Origin of the sequence: Mycobacterium sp. IS-1742 (assembly GCF_001500125.1) — a bacterium.
Lineage (GTDB): Bacteria > Actinomycetota > Actinomycetes > Mycobacteriales > Mycobacteriaceae > Mycobacterium.
This window is the reverse complement of record NZ_LQIV01000001.1, coordinates 23,271-42,143: the sequence shown is the minus strand read 5'-3', so window position 1 is coordinate 42,143 and position 18,873 is coordinate 23,271. Positions and strand designations below refer to the sequence as shown.

At 68.8% G+C, this 18,873-nt stretch carries 23 protein-coding genes; 8 read left to right on the top strand and 15 right to left on the bottom strand.

Annotated elements, in window-relative coordinates; all coding sequences use genetic code 11:
- Positions 1–29: 29 nt before the first annotated feature.
- Complete coding sequence (locus tag AU196_RS00255; RefSeq protein WP_059093087.1) at positions 30–1,007, bottom strand: NAD(P)H-binding protein; 978 nt, start codon at positions 1,005–1,007, stop codon at positions 30–32.
- Between the two features lie 71 nt (positions 1,008–1,078).
- A complete protein-coding gene (locus AU196_RS00250; protein WP_082695567.1) occupies positions 1,079–1,513 on the bottom strand; it encodes a cupin domain-containing protein in 435 nt (144 codons plus the stop codon).
- Between the two features lie 107 nt (positions 1,514–1,620).
- Here AU196_RS00250 and purM point away from each other — a divergent pair, with 107 nt between their 5' ends.
- Complete coding sequence (gene purM / locus AU196_RS00245) at positions 1,621–2,694, top strand: phosphoribosylformylglycinamidine cyclo-ligase (RefSeq protein ID WP_059093086.1); 1,074 nt, start codon at positions 1,621–1,623, stop codon at positions 2,692–2,694.
- A gap of 13 nt (positions 2,695–2,707) precedes the next feature.
- Here purM and AU196_RS00240 read toward each other — a convergent pair whose 3' ends face one another.
- Together AU196_RS00240 and ygfZ are read right to left on the bottom strand one after the other, a co-directional pair.
- Positions 2,708–2,887: a DUF3073 domain-containing protein gene (locus AU196_RS00240; RefSeq protein WP_059093085.1), complete on the bottom strand. Its 180-nt coding sequence runs from the start codon at positions 2,885–2,887 to the stop codon at positions 2,708–2,710.
- 137 nt (positions 2,888–3,024) lie between these two features.
- Positions 3,025–4,095: a CAF17-like 4Fe-4S cluster assembly/insertion protein YgfZ gene (ygfZ, locus tag AU196_RS00235; protein ID WP_059093084.1), complete on the bottom strand. Its 1,071-nt coding sequence runs from the start codon at positions 4,093–4,095 to the stop codon at positions 3,025–3,027.
- Between the two features lie 32 nt (positions 4,096–4,127).
- Between ygfZ and AU196_RS00230 the strand changes: the two genes are divergently transcribed.
- Complete coding sequence (locus AU196_RS00230; protein WP_059093083.1) at positions 4,128–5,006, top strand: aminodeoxychorismate lyase; 879 nt, start codon at positions 4,128–4,130, stop codon at positions 5,004–5,006.
- A 261-nt stretch (positions 5,007–5,267) separates the two neighbouring features.
- On the opposite strand, the gene AU196_RS00225 is transcribed toward AU196_RS00230, so the two are convergent.
- The 9 genes from AU196_RS00225 to lmeA all read right to left on the bottom strand — a co-directional run bounded on the left by AU196_RS00225 (position 5,268) and on the right by lmeA (position 9,909).
- Entirely contained in the window at positions 5,268–5,519 is a 252-nt protein-coding gene (locus AU196_RS00225; protein ID WP_059093082.1) for a hypothetical protein, read from the bottom strand.
- Positions 5,519–6,193: a heme-binding beta-barrel domain-containing protein gene (locus AU196_RS00220; protein WP_059093081.1), complete on the bottom strand. Its 675-nt coding sequence runs from the start codon at positions 6,191–6,193 to the stop codon at positions 5,519–5,521. The genes AU196_RS00225 and AU196_RS00220 overlap by 1 nt, the downstream gene beginning before the upstream one ends.
- 140 nt (positions 6,194–6,333) lie before the next feature.
- Complete coding sequence (locus tag AU196_RS00215; protein WP_059093080.1) at positions 6,334–6,654, bottom strand: DUF732 domain-containing protein; 321 nt, start codon at positions 6,652–6,654, stop codon at positions 6,334–6,336.
- A gap of 188 nt (positions 6,655–6,842) precedes the next feature.
- Entirely contained in the window at positions 6,843–7,145 is a 303-nt protein-coding gene (locus AU196_RS00210) for a DUF1416 domain-containing protein (protein ID WP_059093079.1), read from the bottom strand.
- 4 nt (positions 7,146–7,149) lie between these two features.
- Positions 7,150–7,983, bottom strand: coding sequence for a sulfurtransferase (locus AU196_RS00205; RefSeq protein WP_059093078.1), 834 nt, complete (start codon positions 7,981–7,983; stop codon positions 7,150–7,152).
- 29 nt (positions 7,984–8,012) lie between these two features.
- Positions 8,013–8,483, bottom strand: coding sequence for a DUF4395 domain-containing protein (locus AU196_RS00200; protein ID WP_059093077.1), 471 nt, complete (start codon positions 8,481–8,483; stop codon positions 8,013–8,015).
- A gap of 91 nt (positions 8,484–8,574) precedes the next feature.
- Positions 8,575–8,664, bottom strand: a complete 90-nt coding sequence (locus AU196_RS26305; RefSeq protein WP_353612150.1) for an Ms5788A family Cys-rich leader peptide — start codon at positions 8,662–8,664, stop codon at positions 8,575–8,577.
- A gap of 28 nt (positions 8,665–8,692) precedes the next feature.
- A complete protein-coding gene (locus AU196_RS00195; protein ID WP_059093076.1) occupies positions 8,693–9,115 on the bottom strand; it encodes a thioredoxin family protein in 423 nt (140 codons plus the stop codon).
- Positions 9,112–9,909, bottom strand: a complete 798-nt coding sequence (gene lmeA, locus AU196_RS00190; protein WP_059093075.1) for a mannan chain length control protein LmeA — start codon at positions 9,907–9,909, stop codon at positions 9,112–9,114. Before lmeA ends, AU196_RS00195 begins: the two co-directional genes overlap by 4 nt.
- 172 nt (positions 9,910–10,081) lie before the next feature.
- On the opposite strand from lmeA, the gene AU196_RS00185 reads away from it, so the two are divergent.
- The 6 genes from AU196_RS00185 (at position 10,082) to pstB (ending at position 15,817) form a co-directional block, all read left to right on the top strand.
- Positions 10,082–10,855 (top strand): winged helix-turn-helix transcriptional regulator, encoded by a 774-nt coding sequence (locus AU196_RS00185; protein WP_059093074.1) that lies wholly within the window; start codon positions 10,082–10,084, stop codon positions 10,853–10,855.
- Positions 10,852–11,760: a mycothiol synthase gene (gene mshD, locus AU196_RS00180; RefSeq protein WP_059093073.1), complete on the top strand. Its 909-nt coding sequence runs from the start codon at positions 10,852–10,854 to the stop codon at positions 11,758–11,760. The genes AU196_RS00185 and mshD overlap by 4 nt, the downstream gene beginning before the upstream one ends.
- A 121-nt stretch (positions 11,761–11,881) precedes the next feature.
- The gene (gene pstS, locus AU196_RS00175; RefSeq protein ID WP_157545944.1) at positions 11,882–12,991 is read left to right on the top strand and encodes a phosphate ABC transporter substrate-binding protein PstS; all 1,110 of its coding nucleotides are present in this window, start codon (positions 11,882–11,884) and stop codon (positions 12,989–12,991) included.
- A gap of 49 nt (positions 12,992–13,040) precedes the next feature.
- Positions 13,041–14,090: a phosphate ABC transporter permease subunit PstC gene (pstC, locus tag AU196_RS00170; protein WP_059093071.1), complete on the top strand. Its 1,050-nt coding sequence runs from the start codon at positions 13,041–13,043 to the stop codon at positions 14,088–14,090.
- The gene (gene pstA, locus AU196_RS00165; RefSeq protein ID WP_059093070.1) at positions 14,087–15,019 is read left to right on the top strand and encodes a phosphate ABC transporter permease PstA; all 933 of its coding nucleotides are present in this window, start codon (positions 14,087–14,089) and stop codon (positions 15,017–15,019) included. The genes pstC and pstA overlap by 4 nt, the downstream gene beginning before the upstream one ends.
- Before the next feature lie 21 nt (positions 15,020–15,040).
- The gene (gene pstB / locus AU196_RS00160) at positions 15,041–15,817 is read left to right on the top strand and encodes a phosphate ABC transporter ATP-binding protein PstB (protein WP_059093069.1); all 777 of its coding nucleotides are present in this window, start codon (positions 15,041–15,043) and stop codon (positions 15,815–15,817) included.
- 80 nt (positions 15,818–15,897) lie between these two features.
- Here pstB and phoU read toward each other — a convergent pair whose 3' ends face one another.
- Entirely contained in the window at positions 15,898–16,566 is a 669-nt protein-coding gene (gene phoU / locus AU196_RS00155; protein ID WP_011561891.1) for a phosphate signaling complex protein PhoU, read from the bottom strand.
- Between the two features lie 91 nt (positions 16,567–16,657).
- Positions 16,658–18,793: an LCP family protein gene (locus AU196_RS00150; RefSeq protein WP_059093068.1), complete on the bottom strand. Its 2,136-nt coding sequence runs from the start codon at positions 18,791–18,793 to the stop codon at positions 16,658–16,660.
- Between the last annotated feature and the right edge of the window lie 80 nt (positions 18,794–18,873).

Sequence of the window (18,873 nt, the reverse complement as noted above, 5' to 3'; positions counted from 1 at the left end):
GGTCGGCCGTCGTGCCGACCCTGACGCCCCTACTGGGCGACCGCGGGACTGAACCGCAACAGCTGACGCCTGCCCCCGGTGGCGGCGGTGCCGTTCTGCCGCAGCGCCGCGGCGACCGCCTCGCGGTAACCGGTCAGGCCCCCCGGCGGGCGCGGGATGACCGTGTCGATGTCGTGTTCGTGCACGACCGCATCGCATTCCAGCGATTCGACCAGCGGCCGGGCCAGCCCCGACGAGATCGGCGTGACCAGACCGACCCACCGACTGGCCAGCGTCGGCGTCAACCACGGCAGCACCACGAACCGGCGGGGGCGCAACCCGGCGAGGTCGGCGTAGACCTGCATGGCATCGCCGTACTCGAGGACGTCGGGGCCCCCGATGTCCCATGTCCGCGACGTCGGCACCACCGCGGTGGCGGCCTCGACCAGGTAGTACAGGGCGTCGTCGATGGAGATCGGCTGAATGGTGTTGTGCACCCACTTCGGCGCGGTCATGACCGGCAGCCGGTCGGTCAGGTGGCGGATCATCTCGAACGACGCCGACCCCGACCCGACGACGATGCCGGCCTGCAGCACCACCGTCTCGATTCCGGAGTCGATGAGGATCTCGCCCACCTCGGTGCGCGAGGCCAGGTGCCGCGACAGCTCGACACCCTCGGGATGCAGGCCGCTGAGGTACACCACCCGCCGGACCCCCGCCTGCTCGGCCGCGGCCACCACGTTGCGGGCCGACTCGGCTTCTTCGGCGACGAAGTTCGCCGACGTGCCCATCGAGTGCACGAGGTAGTAGACGACGTCCACCCCGTCGAAGGCCGCCGCGAGCGAATCACGATCCGTCAGGTCGCCCTTCGCCACCTCGACCTGTGCGCGCCACGGCGCGTCATCGAGCTTGCCGGGGGTGCGGGCCATCGCGCGGACCTGCAGGCCCCGGTCGAGCAGTGCGGGGACGAGTCGACCGCCGATGTAGCCCGTCGCGCCCGTCACCAAGCACCGGATGTTGTCCACCACGCCAGATCTCCGTTCCGTTGCCGTCCCCTGTGATTCGGAGCCGGTACGCGCACGGATGACCGCCGAACGGGTCAGGCAAACCCACAGCCGGGATCGGGTGCGTCGTCGGCGAGTGGCGCACCGGCCGGATTGAGGTAGAGAACCTGCAGGACCAGCGGTGTCGGACCGACGTTGCGGCCGATGTGCACGTAGCCCGGGCCGCCCTTCTCGCTGATGTCCTGACCGGCGACATAGAAACCGTCGACCGAACAGTCCGCCCGGTGGTGCAGCAGCACGCCCTCCTTGACGGTGGCAAACAGCTGACCCGGATGGGAATGCCAGCCGGTGCTCCCACCCGGGGCGATCGTGATCTCCCGGAAGACGTAGTCGGTCCCGGCGTCCGTCATCTCCCACAGGATCGTGCCCTGGGTGTCCCGGGCAGGGGTGGCCGCCGCGGTCGCCGCCTGCGCCGTGGCTGCCGCGAAAGTGATTGCCGCGGCCATGATGGCAACGCGCGTGGGGTTCATGGGCGCCAACGGTGTCACACCGGTGACCCGGCCGTGGGGAAACGCGCAGGCAGGGATCGCCGATGGCGTTTACCGTCTCCACGCCGCGACCGGTAGCCTTTCCCTCGATGACCGAGCGCGCCGAACAACACGGCATTTCCTATGCGTCGGCCGGTGTGGACATCGAGGCCGGTGACCGCGCCGTCGAACTCTTCAAACCGCTGGCCGCGAAAGCCACCCGCCCAGAGGTGCGTGGCGGGCTCGGCGGGTTCGCCGGCCTGTTCGCACTGCGCGGCGGCTACCGCGAACCCGTGCTGGCCTCGTCGACCGACGGTGTCGGAACCAAACTGGCCGTCGCCCAGGCGATGGACAAGCACGACACGGTCGGGCTCGACCTGGTCGCGATGGTCGTCGACGACCTCGTGGTGTGCGGCGCCGAGCCGCTGTTCCTGCAGGACTACATCGCCGTCGGGCGCACGGTTCCCGAGCGGGTGAGCCAGTTGGTCGCCGGGATAGCCGAGGGCTGCGTACTCGCCGGCTGCGCGCTCCTGGGCGGCGAGACGGCCGAACATCCCGGCCTGATGGCCCCGGACCACTACGACATCTCGGCGACCGGGGTCGGCATCGTCGAGGCCGACGACGTGCTGGGTCCCGACCGGGTCCGCCCCGGTGACGTGATCATCGCGATGGGATCGTCGGGCCTGCACTCCAATGGCTACTCATTGGCCCGCAAGGTCCTGCTCGAGATCGACCGGATGAACCTGGCCGGCCATGTCGAGGAGTTCGGTCGCACCCTGGGCGAGGAGCTGCTCGAGCCGACCCGCATCTACGCCAAGAACTGCCTGGCGCTGGCCGCCGAGACCCAGGTGCGCACGTTCTGCCACATCACCGGCGGCGGGCTCGCGGGAAACCTCGAGCGTGTCGTGCCCCATGGTCTGATGGCGGAACTCGACCGCGGCACCTGGACGCCCGCGCCGGTGTTCCAGATGATCGCCCAGCGCGGCCGCATCGAGCGCACCGAGATGGAGAAGACGTTCAACATGGGCATCGGCATGGTGGCCGTCGTCGCTCCGGAGGACACCGACCGCGCGCTGGCCATCCTGACCGCCCGCCACATCGACAGCTGGACGCTCGGAACCGTCAAGAAGGGCGGCAAGGACGAGCCACGGGCGCTGCTGGTGGGTCAGCACCCGCGGTTCTGAAGGTGCGGCGGTACTAGCGGCGCCAGTCGTCCTCGGGTGCCCACTGGTCCTCGGCCAAGCCGTCGCCGTGGTCGATGTCGTCGGACCCGCCCGACAGCTCGCGCTGTAGCCGTTCGAAGTCAGTTTGTGGCGAGCTGTACTTCAGGTCACGAGCAACCTTCGTCTGCTTCGCCTTCGCCCGGCCGCGGCCCATAGGGGACCCCCTCGCGCAATAACGGAGCGGCCCTGAGAACAGGCGGCTCCGATTCTCCGATGTCGTTATTGTCCTGCCAACACTTTAGCGTGCCCGCCCGCCGTGTGCTGGCATGCCCTCGTCAGCGGTGACCAGACTCACCGGCCGCCGCCCCGGAGCCGCTCCACGGCGAGCCGGCCCGCGCCCACGTGTTCGGTGTCCGGCAGGGAGTCGGCGTCGATGACCGCGGTCGCCTCGACCTCTCCGCCGGTGGTCAGCGGCGTGTCAGCGGGCAGGCCCCGCTTGACGAGCGCGAGCGCCACCGGACCGTCGTCGATGTGCTCGACGACGGTGCCCAGCCGCCCGACGGTGCGGCCGCCTGCGAGCACCGGGTCACCGGTGGAGGGGCGGTCAGTGGTCCCGTCGAGGTGCAGCCGAACCAGCATGCGGGGCGGTTTTCCCAGGTTGTGGACGCGTGCGACCGTCTCCTGTCCGCGGTAGCAGCCCTTGTCCAGGTGCACCGCGCTGCCGATCCAACCGACCTCGTGCGGGATGGTGCGTTCGTCGGTGTCGACGCCGAGCCGGGCTCGCAGGGTGGCCACCCGGTGCGCCTCGTAGGCCCACACCCCGGCCGGGCGGACGCCCGCGGCGGTGAGCCGGCTCTGCCAGTCGTCGGCCTGCGCCCGGGGCACCACCAGGTCGACCTCGAGTCCGGCGGCGGGCAGCCGTCGCACGAAACCACCGCCCGGCAGCGCCGTCGCGGCCGATTCCGCCGGTAGCGAATCCAGCCCCAATGCGTCGAGGACGGGCGTGTCGGCCAGCGCGGGACCCAGCAGTGACAACACCGCGAGGTCCGCGGGCTCGATGGTCACGTCGGCCCAGAACACCATCTTGCGCAGGTAGGCCAACAGCGGATCGCCCCGCCAGGGCTCGGTGTCGAGGTGGAGCGCGCCGCCGAGTTCGGTCTGCCACCAGTGGTCCTCCACCCGGCCCTGACCGTCGAGGCTCAGGTTCTGGGTGACCGTGCCGTCGGGTTGTTCGCTGACATGCTGGCTCGAGATGGTGTGCAGCCAGGACCGGCGTTCACCGCCCGTCAGGGTGAGGGTGGCGCGGTGCGAGCGGTCGACGACGACGGCGCCGTCGGCTGCGGCACGCTGTTCGCCGAGCGGGTCGCCGTGGTGCCACACCGCCCCGGCATCCGGTCCTTCGGGCACGGGTACTGCTGACATAGGTCAACTCTACGGGTCTACGCTGGTGGGCCATGGCGAGCGGACCCGCTGTGGTCGTCACCCTCGACGGTGTCGTCCACGACGCGCAGACACCCCTGTTGCATGCCGACGACCTGGCCGCCGTCCGCGGTGACGGCATCTTCGAGACCCTGCTGGTACGCGACGGTCGTCCCTGTCTGCTGGAGGCGCACCTCGGGCGGCTCACCCAGTCGGCGCGGCTGATGGAGCTGCCCACCCCGGATCTGCCGGGCTGGCGTTCGGCGGTGACCACCGCGGTGCACCGCTGGACGGCGGACGGCGGTGACGAAGGGGTGCTGCGGTTGGTGTACAGCCGGGGCCGCGAAAGCGGCGGAGCGCCCACCGCTTTCGTCACGATCGGTGCGCTGCCGGGCCGGGTCGCGGCCGCCCGCCGGGACGGGGTGGCGGCGCTGACGCTGGCGCGGGGGCTGCCGACCGGCGCCGCCGACCTGCCGTGGCTGCTCGCGGGAGCGAAAACGCTGTCCTACGCGGTGAACATGGCCGCGCTGCGGCACGCCGAGAAGCAGGGCGCCGGTGACGTCGTCTTCGTCAGTTCCGACGGCCACGTCCTGGAGGGGCCGCGGTCGACGGTCGTGATCGCCACCGAGATGGAAGACGGCGGATTGGGGCTGCTGACCCCACCGCCGTGGTATCCGATCCTGCGCGGCACCACCCAGCAGGCGCTGTTCGAGGTGGCGCGCAACAAGGGGTACGACTGTGACTACCGGGCGCTGGTCCCTGCTGATCTGATTGCGGCACAAGGTGTTTGGCTGATATCGAGCATCACGCTGGCGGCCCGGGTGCACACGCTCGACGGCGCGCGGCTGCGGCCGACGCCGCTGGCGGGCGAGATGGCCGCGCTGGTCGACGCGGCCATCGTCAGCGATCGCTGACGGCGTACCGATAATTCCTTGTCGGTGCGAGCATCCGCGGGTACGGTCGCTCGTACACAGGGAAGGAGGTGGTCCGACAAATTGAGTGACTTATGGACATGTGAGGTGGCTGCCCGCTAGCAGCACCGGGGAAGTCGAGCACCGACCTGAGTGCGCTGGCGAATTCCCCGCAGTCACCCGGCCCCCGAGCCCCTCGGTCCGTCCAACCAGGAACCAACGGCTCGGGGGTCGCCCATATCCGGGGGTCTTGACGCTCCCGCGTCAGCCCGGTCCCGGCGCCAGCGACGCGCAGGACTTCAACGCCTCGTCCCACGCCGCCCGGTCCACACCGGCGGGTGGTCCGGTGTTCGGGCCGGGCGCGGCGGGCACACCGTGCTCGTTGAGGCACTCCGCGTACGAGCCGTGTCCGCTCGGGTTCGACGAGGGGCCGGTCTCCGACGGCGACTCCTCGGCCGAGCACGCCGCCAACAGCCCCGCGGCGGCCAGAACCGCCGTGATCGTCCGCACGCCCACTATCCGGCGAACCTCGACAGCCGCGCCGACAGGTGGGGCACCAGCCCGCCGTCGGCGTCCACGCGTTCCTCGACGTAAGCCAGATCGCCGCCCTCGACGATGCCGTAGAGCCGCTTCGCGCCGCCGACGAGCATCCCGGACTTGCTACGGGCCAGCGCGTCGGTCACCAACTCCCACGACGACTGGTTGCGTGGGCGGCCGTAGAACAATTCGATGTAGCCGGCCGAATGGGCGAGCAGGAGTTCGATCGCCTGCGATTCGGAAGGGTCACCGGGGTCGGTGACGAAACGCCAGAACCCCGTCTCCCGCAACCACACCCGCTCGTACTCACCCGACTCGGTCAGCCGCCACGATCGGGCTTCCCAGTTCAGGTAGTCGCCACCGTCGTGGGAGACGACGATCTGCTGACCGAACCGGTAGTCGCCGTGGGGGCCACGGCCTTCGCCCTCACCGCGCCACACGCCGACCAACGGCAGCAGCGCCAGCAGCGAGTCGTTGAAGTCGACGCCCTTGCGCAGGTTTGCGGTGTCCGCGGGCAGGGGCAGATCGTCGAAGGCGGGGATGTTGCGCGACGCAGTGACTTTGGCCCGTTCGGCGGCGTCCGCTACGGCACGGTCGCCGGATGTCGAGAAGATGGAACCGGCGGGGTCTTCGGGGTCGTGCGGCGCGGTCACGACTCGTCGGTGATGAGGCGGTACAGCGCGTACAGCGCGAACCACGTGATCACCAAGGTGCACACCACCAGCAGGATTTCGTAGAACAGGACCACGGCACCAGTCTAACCGCCGGCGGAACGCGGTTCGCGTCCGGCCGGTCAGCCGATCTTGTACTCGAACTGGGGGCAGAAGGCGCCCGTGGCCGCCCCGATGAAGACGCCGGCCTGATAGTCGGTCCAGTCGGTGACGCTGAGCAGATCGGACACCTCGTCGGCGAAGGTGGCGCCGTTGCTCCAGTCCGAGCACACGGCGTGGCCGGTGTCGAGGACGGCCGGGGTGTCGACCGCCTCCCACACGATGCCCTCGTTGCGGATGACGGTGAGGAAGTCCTCCTCGGGCCCGGCGGCGGCAACGGGTGCGGTTGCCAGTGCCACGGCGCCGATTGCGGAAGCGGCCGCGCAGACGAGCGTCACGTTCATGATCAGTCCTGTCAACGGGGTGGACACCTGCGACAAGGCAGGAATTGACCACATCGTGACCGACCGCCGTGGGATGTGCAGCGAATTCACAGAAATTTGCGAATCCGTCAACGCGCACGCCGGGGCGGGACGCCCCGGCGTGGCGAACGATCAGTCCGTCAGGCGGGACTGAATTGCCGGACTCCTCGTCAGGCGACCTTGACGTCGACCTCGTGGATCCCGGCGCCCGACGGGGCGACGGTGGCGTCGCCGTTGCCGACCTTCGACAGCGCGCGCAGCGTCCAGGTGCCCGGCGCGGCGAAGAACCGGAAGTCTCCGGTGGCCGACGCGACGACCTCGGCGGTGAACTCGTCGGAGGCGTCCAGCAGGCGCACGAACGCGCCGCCGACCGCCTGGCCGGAGCCGTCCACCACACGACCGGTGATCACGGTTTCCTTCTCCAGGTCGACGCTGGCGGGCAGTACCAGGCCTTGCTTAGGAGGAGCGCACATATGTCTAACTTCCCAACTCGATCGGGGCCCCCACCAGGGAGCCGTATTCCGTCCAACTGCCGTCGTAGTTCTTGACGTTCTTGTGTCCCAACAGTTCCTGCAGGACGAACCACGTGTGTGAGGACCGCTCACCGATGCGGCAGTAGGCGATGGTTTCCTTCTCACCGTCCAGGCCGGCGTCGGCGTAGATCTTGGCGAGATCCTCATCCGACTTGAAGGTGCCGTCCTCGTTGGCGGCCTTGCTCCACGGCACGTTGATGGCCGTGGGGATGTGGCCGGCGCGCTGGCTCTGCTCCTGCGGCAGATGCGCCGGGGCGAGGATCTTGCCGGAGAACTCGTCGGGGGAGCGCACGTCGACCAGGTTCTTGGCGCCGATCGCGGCGATCACCTCATCGCGGAAGGCCCGGATGGTGTTGTCGGGCTGCTTGGCGGTGTAGCTGGTCGCCGGGCGGTCCGCCGGGTCGCTGGACAGCGGACGGCCGTCGAGCTCCCACTTCTTGCGGCCGCCGTCGAGAAGCTTGACGTTCTCATGGCCGTACAACTTGAAGTACCAGTAGGCGTAGGCGGCGAACCAGTTGTTGTTGCCGCCGTAGAGGATGACGGTGTCGTCGTTGCCGATGCCCTTGTCGGACAGCAGCTTCGAGAACTGCTGCTGGTCGACGAAGTCACGCTTGACCTGGTCCTGCAGTTCGGTCTTCCAGTCGAGCCGAACGGCGCCGGGGATGTGGCCGGTGTCGTAGGCCGAGGTGTCCTCGTCGACCTCGACGAACACGGTGTTCGGCGCGTCGAGATTGCTCTCGGCCCAGTCGGTGGTGACCAGGACGTCGGAGCGAGCCATCGATGATCCTTTCGTTGCTTACTTCGAAGTCATGCGGAGGTGGGGACCCGGCGGAGCCGGGCTGCGAGCGGGTAGAGCCGGCAGCCCAGGCAGATGCCGAAGGCCGCGTTGAGAAACGCCGCGAACAGGGCGAACGCGGTGAAGACCAGACCGACCGCGGACCAGTCCGCGGCGAATGCGATGGCGCCGACGGCGGCGAAGACGAGGCCGACGAGCTGGGCGAACTTCAAGGGGGCCGCGGGTTCGCGGTCGGTGGCCGGGCCGAGGCGGGGCGCGACGAGCACGCGGAACACGATGCCGTAGGGGTGCTGCCGGGGACCGCGCAGGGCGCCGATCACGAAGACGACGCTCTGCGCACCGAGCAGCACCGCCGCCGCGAGCGGACTCACGGCGGACACCACCAGCGTCGCGACCAGCACACCGGTGGTCACCCAGGCGGTGAACCGGGGACCGCGGACGTCGACCCGGGGGTCCGGCACGGTGTCGGTCGGCGTGGACATGTGGTCATACTCCTGTTGCGTTGGATGTCTGGTTGTGGACAGGCCAGAGCCGCTAGCTCGAGCGAACGCGACCATGGCCGCGCGAGGACGCTCAGCTACAACAACAACAGCAACAACCCGCGGTGCGGCACAGATCGACTGCGCGGCGCTTGGTGAGCATCAGCTCGAGGCGGGCGAACACGCGGCCAGCTTACCCAATGACAGGGTGATCAGGCCAACAGTGGCTCCAGCACGGACCGCAGGTCAGCGACCTTCGGCACGCCCGACGTGCGGTAGCGCGGACGGCCGTGGGCGTCGAAGATGATCGTGGTCGGCAGCGACAGGACCGAAAGCCGCCTGGCCGCTTCCGGATTGGCGTCCATGTCGATCTCGACGTGCGCGACCTCGGGCAGCTCTCGGCACACCTGGTCGACCACGCGGCGCACGGCGTCGCAGGGCCCGCACCATACGGCGCTGAAGTGCAGGACGGTCGGACCCGTGTCCGAGAGGCCGAGCCCCGAGGTGTCGATGTTCGCCGCGGCGGCCTCGCCCTTGAGCAGGCCGGCGCGCAGGGTGATCAGGCGGCCCACCACGAGCGCGATCCCGAACACCGCGATGAGCACCGCGATCACGACGATCCATGACGAGCTCATGGTTGTCTGAACCCGTCGAGTGTGATGGTCATGTTGTCGGCGATGCCCTCGATGATGACATCCGAACCGCGCGCACCCTGAGCGGTCGGCGCAATCGCGAACGGAAGTCGCTGGCCCGGCATGCTGGCGCTGAACGCGTCCAGGACCGCGGCGGTCTTGTCCTCGGGCACCGCCTGCTCGGCCGTGCCCGCGCCGGTCAGCACCTCGGTGGCCGTCATCACCAACGTCGTCCGGTCCGGTCCGCTGACGGACAGGTCGACCGCGACGGACACCCGCTCGTCGAAGCCCGCCGACTCCGGGGTGCCGGTGAACACCACACCCTTGTTGCTGGAGATCCCGGATTCGGTGGTGCCGCCCGTCGCGTCGTTGGTCTCCCCGGTCGGGGCCTCGACCAGCAGGTCCGGGATGCCGATGAAGCGGCCGACGTGCGTGGAGTTGATGATGATGCGGCTCTCCACCTTGCCGACGGGCAGCGGTGCGTCTGGGCGGACCAGCCAGGACGTCTCGCTGAGGTCGACGTCGTGCAGGGTCGCTTCCAGCGATGCCTTACCCACCACGGGGTGATCCACGCCACTGGCGCGGACCTCCACCTCGCCGTAGCGGTGATCCATCGCCTGGGTGGCGAACGGGAACCCGATGATCCCCACCCACGGGTCGGCATCGAGGTTCGCGACGTCGCGCAACACCCGTGACCAGCGGTATTCGGCGTAGATGGCGGTACCGAAATCGACGCCGACCGCCCCGACGACCAGTGCGGTCACCGTCGCGACGAGCCCGATCAGCACCTTGCGCATCGGCACATTCTGGCGCACCCGGATTGCGCGGCCCGACTTGACGCGGCTGATTTGCCGGTGGCGCGCTATCGTTACTTGACCCAACGGCCGGTAACGGTCGTGTGTCAGGCACAAATCTGGGAGATCACCGCACATCGACGTCGGCCGACGCCCCCGGACTGCTGGAGGGCCTGTGGATCTACTGCTGTTGACCGTCGACCCGCACCCCGAGTCGGTTCTGCCGTCATTGTCGCTGCTCGCGCACAACGTGCGGGCCGCGCCGACCGAGGTCTCGTCGCTGCTGGAAGCCGGCACCGCCGACGTCGCGATCGTCGACGCCCGCACCGACCTGGCCGCCGCCCGCGGCCTGTGCCGGTTGTTGGGCACGACAGGGACGTCGGTGCCCGTGGTGGCCGTCGTCACCGAGGGCGGGCTCGTGGCCGTCAATCACGAGTGGGGCCTCGACGAGATCCTGCTGCCCGGGACGGGGCCCGCCGAGATCGATGCGCGCCTGCGGTTGCTGGTCGGGCGCCGCGGTGGGGTGGCCAACCAGGAGAACGCCGGAAAGATCAGCCTCGGCGAACTCGTGATCGACGAGGGCACCTACACCGCCCGGCTCCGTGGCCGCCCCCTCGACCTGACCTACAAGGAATTCGAGCTGCTCAAATACCTCGCCCAGCACGCCGGCCGGGTGTTCACCCGCGCCCAGCTGCTGCAGGAGGTGTGGGGCTACGACTTCTTCGGCGGCACCCGCACGGTCGACGTGCACGTCCGTCGCCTGCGCGCCAAACTCGGGCCCGAATACGAATCGCTGATCGGCACCGTGCGCAACGTGGGCTACAAGGCGGTGCGGCCCGCCCGCGGCCGCCCACCGGCACCGGAGACCGAACTGTCCGACGACGAGGACGACTACGAGACGCCCGACAGCGTGCCGCCCTCGTTGGCGGACCCGTTGCGCGCACCGTGACGTCGATCGACTGGCGGAGCGCACTGACCGGCGGCGAGCAGGACAGGATCCGCGACGTCGTCGCCGCAGCGACCCGCCACGACGGCGTCTCCCCGGTGGGAGATCAGGTGCTGCGGGAACTGTCCGCCGACCGGACGCGGCACCTGCTGGCCGTCGACCCGGACGCCGGAGAGGTCGTCGGCTACCTCAACCTCGCGCCCGCCTCCGACACCGCACCGCCGATGGCCGAACTGGTGGTGCATCCCGAATTCCGGCGGCGCGGAACGGGGGCGGCCATGGCCCGCGCGGGACTCGCCGAAGGCGGTGTGGGAGCGCGGATCTGGGCGCACGGCAACCTCGAGGCCGCGCAGGCGACCGCCCGCGCGCTCGGCCTCCGGGTGGTGCGCGAACTGCTGCAGATGCGTCGCCCCCTCACCGACCTGCCGCCGGTCACGGTGGCCGACGGTGTCCGTCTGGCCACCTACTCCGGAGCCGGAGATGACCGGGAGTTGTTGCGCGTCAACAACTCCGCGTTTGCGTGGCACCCCGAGCAGGGCGGCTGGACCGAGGCCGACATCGCTGAACGGCGGGCCGAGTCGTGGTTCGAGCCCGGAGGGTTGTTCATGGCGTTCGACGACGCGTCGGGTGACCTGCTCGGATTCCACTGGACGAAGATCCACGGACCGGACCTCGGTGAGGTCTACGTCGTCGGCGTCGACCCGGCCGCCCAGGGCCGCGGTCTGGGCGCCACACTCACGCTCACCGGACTGCACCATCTCGCCCGTCGACTGTCGGATTCCTCACAGCCGACCGTGATGCTCTACGTCGAAGCCGACAACACCGCGGCGGTGAAAACGTATCGGCGCCTGGGATTCGACGTCTTCTCCGTCGACGCCGCGTACGCCGCCGCAGCCGGCAACCTGTGAGATCACTGAACCTGTTCACCACGCGTTAACCCGCGATAGGCGAACCGTCCACCAGCGCCGCATACGTTGCGCGGTGAGTTCGAAGCCGTCTACGAAAGTGGGATAAGTGAAGCTCAAGAGCATGGGCATGGTGGTGTCCGCCACAGCGATCGCCGCGCTGACGCTGACCGCGTGCGGCAGCGACAACAACGCGGGCACCGCCCAGACCACCGGAGCATCCGGCACCGATTCGGCCGGCGCCGAGTGCGGTGGCAAGAATTCGGTGACCGCAGAGGGTTCGACCGCCCAGCAGAACGCGATCGCCGTGTTCAACCAGGTGTGGGGCCAGAAATGCGCGGGCAAGAACCTGTCCTACAACCCGACCGGATCCGGCGCCGGCCGCGAGCAGTTCGTCGCGGGCAACGTCGACTTCGCCGGGTCCGACTCGGTGATCAAGGAGGAGCAGGCGCAGCAGGCGGCCGAGCGGTGCGGCGGCAACCCGGCATGGAACCTGCCGCTGGTGTTCGGCCCGATCGCGCTCGCCTACAACATCGAGGGCGTCGACGGCCTCGTGCTCAACGGTGACACCCTGGCCAAGATCTTCCAGGGCCAGATCAAGACCTGGAACGACCCGGCCATCGCCGGGCTGAACCAGGGCAAGACGCTGCCCGACACCCCGATCACCCCGATCTTCCGTTCGGATTCGTCGGGCACCACCGACAACTTCCAGAAGTACCTGGCCGCGGCCGCCCCGCAGACGTGGACCAAGGGCGACGGCAGCGAATTCCAGGGCGGCGCGGGCGAGGGCGCCCAGAAGTCGGCGGGTGTCGCACAGGCCGTGCAGGCGACCCCGGGTTCCATCGGCTACGTCGAGAAGGGCTTCGCCGACCAGGCCGGCATCCCCTACGCCCAGATCGACAACGGCGGCGGTCCGGTGGAATTGACCGACGAGACGGCAGGCAAGGCCATCGACGCCGCGCAGTTCGCCGGCGAGGGCAACGACCTGGCACTCGACCTCGACTCGCTGTACGGCACCAAGGAAGCCGGGGCGTACCCGCTGGTGCTGGCCACCTACGAGATCGTCTGCTCCAACGGATACGACGCCGAGACGGCCGCCGCGGTGAAGTCCTTCCTCACCGTGGCCGCCAACGACGGACAGGGTGGCCTGTCGGCCGCCGGCTATGTCCCGCTGCCCGACCGCTTCAAGGAGCGGCTGCTGGGATCCATCGAGGCCATCGGCTCGACTGCCTGACCCTGGTGGCGCCGCGACACGAACACGGTGAGGATGGAATGCGAATCCGATGACCGACAGGCTGGATGTGACATATCCCAATCCGACGGAACGGGGATCGGGCGAGGCCGTGGCCGCGCCCTTCCCCGAACCGGAACCCATCTCCACCGACCCGTCGCGCCACGCCAAGGTGAGGTTCGGCGACCGGGTCTTCCGCGGGCTCGCGGAGGGCTCGGGGGTCCTCATCGTCGCCATCATCGTGGCGATCGGGCTCTTCCTGCTGTGGCGCGCGGTTCCCGCCCTGTCACGCAACGAGGCGAACTTCTTCCTCTACGGCGGTAACTGGGTCACCACCGACACGTCGGCGATGCAGTTCGGCATCCTCGACCTGCTTCAGGTGACCGTGTTCGTGTCGGTGTTCGCACTGGTGCTGGCAATGCCCGTGGCCCTGGGCATCGCCATCTACCTGACCAACTACGCGCCGAAGCGGGTGGCGGGTCCGCTGGGCTACATGGTCGACCTGCTGGCCGCGGTGCCGTCGATCATCTACGGCGTGTGGGGTCTGTACGTGCTGGCCCCGGCGATCAAACCGTTCGCGGTGTGGCTCAACGACACTCTCGGCTGGTTGTTCCTGTTCGAGACCGGCAACGCGTCGGTGGCCGGCGGCGGCACGATCTTCACCGCCGGCATCGTGCTCGGGGTGATGATCCTGCCGATCATCACCGCGGTCACCCGCGAGGTGTTCGTGCAGACGCCACGCGGCCAGATCGAGGCCGCGCTCGCGCTGGGCGCCACCCGCTGGGAAGTGGTCCGCACGACGGTGTTGCCGTTCGGCATGTCCGGCTACATCAGCGGCGCGATGCTCGGTCTGGGCCGCGCGCTCGGTGAGACGATCGCGCTGCTGATCATCCTGCGCGGCACCCAGCAGGCGTTCGGGTGGTCGCTGTTCGACGCCGGTTACACGTTCGCGAGCAAGATCGCCGCCGCGGCAAGCGAGTTCAACGACCAGTACAAGGCCGGCGCCTACATCGCCGCCGGCCTGGTGCTGTTCATCCTGACGTTCGTGGTGAACTCGCTGGCCCGCGCCGCGGTGTCCGGAAAGGATCGGTCCGCATCATGACTCCGCCCGCTTCCCCCGCGGCCACCCTGGACCGGCCCGTCAAGGTGCCCACCTTCCAGGGGGTCAGCACCCGGCGCAAGATCACCAACGGCGTCGCCACCGTCCTGGTGACCGCCTCCGTGGTGGTCGCGATCGTCCCGCTGCTGTGGGTGCTGTTCACCGTCGTCTCGAAGGGCATCGGCGCGGTCACATCGTCGACCTGGTGGACCAATTCGCAGGCGGGGATGACGGCGTTCCAGGCGGGCGGCGGGGCGTATCACGCACTGGTCGGCACCGTCCTGCAGGCGTTGGTGTGTGCGGTGATCTCGATCCCCGTCGGCGTGTTCGTCGGCATCTATCTGGTCGAGTACGGCGGCGGCACCCGGTTGGGCAAGGTCACCACCTTCATGGTCGACATCCTCACCGGGGTGCCCTCGATCGTGGCGGCGCTGTTCATCTACGCGCTGTGGGTGGCGACACTGGGCTTCGAGCGGTCCGGTTTCGCGGTGTCACTCGCGCTGGTGCTGCTCATGATCCCGGTGATCGTGCGCTCGACCGAGGAGATGCTGCGGGTCGTGCCGATGGACCTGCGCGAAGCGAGTTACGCACTGGGCGTTCCGAAGTGGAAGACGATCTCGTCGATCGTCATCCCGACCGCGCTGTCGGGCATCGTGACCGGCGTGATGCTGGCGCTGGCGCGCGTGATGGGCGAGACGGCGCCGCTGCTGATCCTGGTCGGCTACGCCCAGGCGATGAACTTCGACATGTTCGGCGGCTTCATGGGATCGCTGCCCGGCATGATGTACGACCAGACCTCGGCAGGCGCCGGTGCGAATCCGGTGCCCACCGACCGCCTCTGGGGCGCGGCGTTCACGCTCGTCGTCCTCATCGCGCTTCTCAACGTCGGCGCGCGTTACCTCGCCAAATTCTTCGCCCCTAAAAAGGTCTGAGCAGGTTTAGGAGAAACCACCATGGCCAAGCGTCTGGACCTCAAGGACGTCAACATCTTCTACGGCGCGTTCCACGCGGTCGCCGACGTCTCGATGTCGGTGCCCCCGCGCAGCGTCACCGCGTTCATCGGTCCGTCGGGCTGCGGCAAGTCCACGGTGCTGCGCACGCTGAACCGCATGCACGAGGTCATTCCCGGTGCGTACGTGAAGGGTTCGGTGCTGCTCGACGGCGAGGACATCTACGGCGCAGGCGTCGACCCGGTGGGCGTGCGCAAGACCATCGGCATGGTGTTCCAGCGCCCGAATCCGTTCCCCACCATGTCGATTCGCGACAATGTGGTGGCCGGGCTCAAGCTGCAGGGTGTGCGCAACCGCAAGACCCTCGACGAGGTCGCCGAGCGCTCCCTGCGGGGCGCGAACCTGTGGACCGAGGTCAAGGACCGCCTCGACAAACCGGGCGGCGGGCTGTCGGGCGGTCAGCAGCAGCGGCTGTGCATCGCCCGGGCCATCGCCGTGCAGCCCGACGTGCTGCTGATGGATGAGCCGTGTTCCGCGCTCGACCCGATCTCGACGCTGGCGATCGAGGACCTCATCGCGGAGCTCAAACAGGATTTCACCATCGTCATCGTCACCCACAACATGCAGCAGGCGGCGCGGGTGAGCGATCAGACGGCGTTCTTCAACCTCGAGGCGACCGGTAAGCCCGGCCGGCTCATCGAGATCGACGACACCGAGAAGATCTTCTCCAACCCGCGGCAGAAGGCCACCGAGGATTACATCTCCGGCCGCTTCGGCTGACCTCCGTTCCACGACCAGACACAGAATCGCCCTGAATCGAGAGGATTCAGGGCGATTCTGTGTCTGCTCGGGGTGCCGGACTAGCGCGGCGTCGGGATGACCTCTTCGGTCGGGTAGGCGCCGGTCACCTGGAAGATGACCCGGCGCGCCACCTCGACGGCGTGGTCGGCGAAGCGCTCGTAGAACCGGCTCAGCAGCGTCACGTCGACGGCCGCGGTCACGCCGTGCTTCCACTCCCGGTCCATCAGGACCGTGAACAGGTGACGGTGCAGATCGTCCATCGCATCGTCTTCCTCCTGGATGCGGGCCGCCTTCTCGGGATCGCGTGTCTCCAGCACCTCTTGGGCTGCGTTGCCGAGTTCGACCGCGACGCGTCCCATCTCGGCGAAATAGCCGTTGACCTCTTCGGGCAGCACGTGCTGCGGATGACGGCGCCGCGCGATCTTGGCGACGTGGAGGGCCAACGCGCCCATCCGGTCCACGTCGGCGACGATCTGGATGGAACTGACCACGGCGCGCAGATCGCCTGCGACGGGAGCCTGCAGCGCCAGCAGCACGAACGCCGCCTCCTCGGCGCGTGCACTCATCGTGGCGATCTGATCGTGGTCGGAGATGACCTGTTCGGCCAGGACCAGATCGGCCTGCAGCAGTGCCTGTGTCGCGCGCTCCATCGCTCCGCCGGCCAGGCCGCACATCTCACCGAGTTGATCGGTGAGGGCCCCTAGTTGCTCGTGGTACGCGGTTCGCATGTGTCCAGACTAGAGGTCACAGCGGGCGTCGTCACGGAGCCACGGGTGAACTGACGGTGAATGCCACCTGCCCAAACGCTTCGGGGCGGGGCTATTCGCAGCTGGTGTCGGCGGCGTTGGTGACGTTGAGATCCTCGGGCAGGGGAGCCGGTGTGCTGCCGGTGTCGTGTAACACGTTCACCTGAACGGGCGAGCCGCTGGGCGTGGGGGCGGCGACGGTGTCGAAATCGCTGCCGAGCACCACCTGGACGATGTCGCCCATCCCGCCGACCCGCTCGATGGTGGGGTTGGCGAACGACGACGCGACCGTGGCCGCCGCCTGCTCGTTGCCAGGGGAAAAGAAGACCGTCGTCGCGGTCATCGCGCTCGGATAGTCGTCGGGTGTCGTGACGTTGAACCCGTATTGCTGGAGCGCTTCGGCGGTCGTCGCGCCGAGTCCGGTCTGCCCGGTCGAATTCGACACCTGCACCGTGACGTCCTGCGGTTCGGTGGCGACGGCGTTGACCAGTTCGGCGTTCGGTTGTGAGTCGGATCCGGCGGTCTCGGCCTCCGGATCCGCCGTCGTCGACTCCGGGGTGCCCGGCACCGGGGTGTTGTCCGCGTTCTTCTCCCCGGGCAGCGGGTCGTCGTTGATGATCGCGGTGAACAGCGCGCGCATGTCGTCGGTGCGGGGGGTCTCGTTGCCGTACTCGTCCGCGTAGCCGGTGGTCGGCACGGTGACGAAGCTGATCCGTCCCGCGGTGACCCCCTGGATCGACTGGCCCAGTGTCACCAGGTCGCGGGTGTCGATGTTGTCGACGTAGCTGTCGTCGATGAACATGTTGACCACGTTGTTGAGCTTGGACAGCGAGAAGAACACTTCCTTGGAGATCAGCGAACGCAGCAGCGACGACAGGAACCGTTGTTGGCGCTTGATGCGGCCGTAGTCGCCGTTGATCTCGGTGGTGACCTGGCGCGCGCGCACGTAGTTGAGCGCGGTGTGCCCGTCGACCATCTGGCGGCCGGCGACCGGCAGCACGGTGCCGAGTTCGTAGTCCTCCAACGGTTCGGTGCTGCACACCTCGACACCGCCGAGCGCGTCGACCATCTTGGAGAACCCGGCGAAGTCGACGGCCATGAAGCGGTTCACCGACAGACCGGAGAGCTTCTGCACGACCTTGACCAGACACTTCGGCCCGCCGACCGCGTACGCCGAATTGAGCTTGTACTCGGTGTAGACCGTTTCCTGCCCGTACATCGGCGACTCCGGGTCCTCGATCGGGCCGTAGGCGCCCGTCTCCGGGTTCCAGGGTTCGCATTCCATCGGATCGATGGACAGGTCACGGGGGAAGGACACCGCCACGACGCGTTTCCGGTTGGCCGGGATGTTGACCAGCATCACGGTGTCCGACCTGGCCCCGGCGGCGTCGTCGGTGGTGCCCGCGCCCATGCCGCTGTTGTCGCCGATGCGGCTGTCCACGCCGACGATCAGGAAGTTCTCGTCACCGAACTGGGCGTTCGGATCGACGATGTCGCGGCTGTCCTGGTCCAGCGCCGACACCCGGTTCATCAGGCTGTTCTTCGACGACTGCCACTGCCAGGCGCCGCCGGTGAGAACCAGTGCCAGCACCGCGAGCAGCGCGGCCGCCGAGCGTCCGGCCAGGATGATCCGGCGGCGTCGGTGCGGTTCGTCTTCGGCCCCGCCCGCCCCGCCGTCGCCGATGCGGTACGGCGGCACGCGGTCACGCGGATCCGCGGCCAGGACGGGCAGGTTGTCGGCGTACGCGCCGGTCGCCGCGGGGATGATCTCGGTGTCCTGGCGGTCCGGGTCGGCCGCCTCGCGGACGGGTTCGCGGATCGCCTCGATGACCTCGGTTTCCGGGGCGGGCGGTTCGGGTTCGGGCTCCGGGTCGGGCTCCGCGCGCCTGCGCTTCGGCGTGATCTCCGCCGGGGCCGCGCCGTCGCCGTTGAGTTTGGCGATCAGGTCGGCGACGGTGACCGCACCCGCGGTGTGGCTGCCGCTCGGCTCTCCCGATTCGTCGGTCTCGTCCGTCCCGTCGGGGGCGTCGACGTCCGCTTCCGGTTCGGGTTGCGCGCGTCGGAGGGGTTCACTGCGTTCCCACGGCGCGGCACCCGCCGATCGCCGGCTGGATCGGGTAAGCCATTCGTTGTCCCAGTCGGATTCCGGTTCGCGGGGACGCCGAGGGTCGGGAGTGGCATCAGCCCCGTGGCTGTCGCCGTCACTCATCTCCAACCGGCCTCCGACTTCGCGTGGTGCGCGCCGAGAACGCGCGCAGTGCTCACTGTCTTGTAGCAGCGCATCGAGAA

Bases quoted from the DNA above. Each gene is read 5' to 3' on its own strand.
- AU196_RS00250 (WP_082695567.1), bottom strand. From the start codon at position 1,513: ATGAACCCCACGCGCGTTGCCATCATGGCCGCGGCAATCACTTTCGCG.
- purM (WP_059093086.1), top strand. From the start codon at position 1,621: ATGACCGAGCGCGCCGAACAACACGGCATTTCCTATGCGTCGGCCGGT.
- AU196_RS00240 (WP_059093085.1), bottom strand. From the start codon at position 2,887: ATGGGCCGCGGCCGGGCGAAGGCGAAGCAGACGAAGGTTGCTCGTGAC.
- ygfZ (WP_059093084.1), bottom strand. From the start codon at position 4,095: ATGTCAGCAGTACCCGTGCCCGAAGGACCGGATGCCGGGGCGGTGTGG.
- AU196_RS00230 (WP_059093083.1), top strand. From the start codon at position 4,128: ATGGCGAGCGGACCCGCTGTGGTCGTCACCCTCGACGGTGTCGTCCAC.
- AU196_RS00215 (WP_059093080.1), bottom strand. From the start codon at position 6,654: ATGAACGTGACGCTCGTCTGCGCGGCCGCTTCCGCAATCGGCGCCGTG.
- AU196_RS00210 (WP_059093079.1), bottom strand. From the start codon at position 7,145: ATGTGCGCTCCTCCTAAGCAAGGCCTGGTACTGCCCGCCAGCGTCGAC.
- AU196_RS00205 (WP_059093078.1), bottom strand. From the start codon at position 7,983: ATGGCTCGCTCCGACGTCCTGGTCACCACCGACTGGGCCGAGAGCAAT.
- AU196_RS00200 (WP_059093077.1), bottom strand. From the start codon at position 8,483: ATGTCCACGCCGACCGACACCGTGCCGGACCCCCGGGTCGACGTCCGC.
- AU196_RS00195 (WP_059093076.1), bottom strand. From the start codon at position 9,115: ATGAGCTCGTCATGGATCGTCGTGATCGCGGTGCTCATCGCGGTGTTC.
- lmeA (WP_059093075.1), bottom strand. From the start codon at position 9,909: ATGCGCAAGGTGCTGATCGGGCTCGTCGCGACGGTGACCGCACTGGTC.
- pstS (WP_157545944.1), top strand. From the start codon at position 11,882: ATGGGCATGGTGGTGTCCGCCACAGCGATCGCCGCGCTGACGCTGACC.
- pstC (WP_059093071.1), top strand. From the start codon at position 13,041: ATGACCGACAGGCTGGATGTGACATATCCCAATCCGACGGAACGGGGA.
- pstA (WP_059093070.1), top strand. From the start codon at position 14,087: ATGACTCCGCCCGCTTCCCCCGCGGCCACCCTGGACCGGCCCGTCAAG.
- pstB (WP_059093069.1), top strand. From the start codon at position 15,041: ATGGCCAAGCGTCTGGACCTCAAGGACGTCAACATCTTCTACGGCGCG.
- phoU (WP_011561891.1), bottom strand. From the start codon at position 16,566: ATGCGAACCGCGTACCACGAGCAACTAGGGGCCCTCACCGATCAACTC.
- AU196_RS00150 (WP_059093068.1), bottom strand. From the start codon at position 18,793: ATGAGTGACGGCGACAGCCACGGGGCTGATGCCACTCCCGACCCTCGG.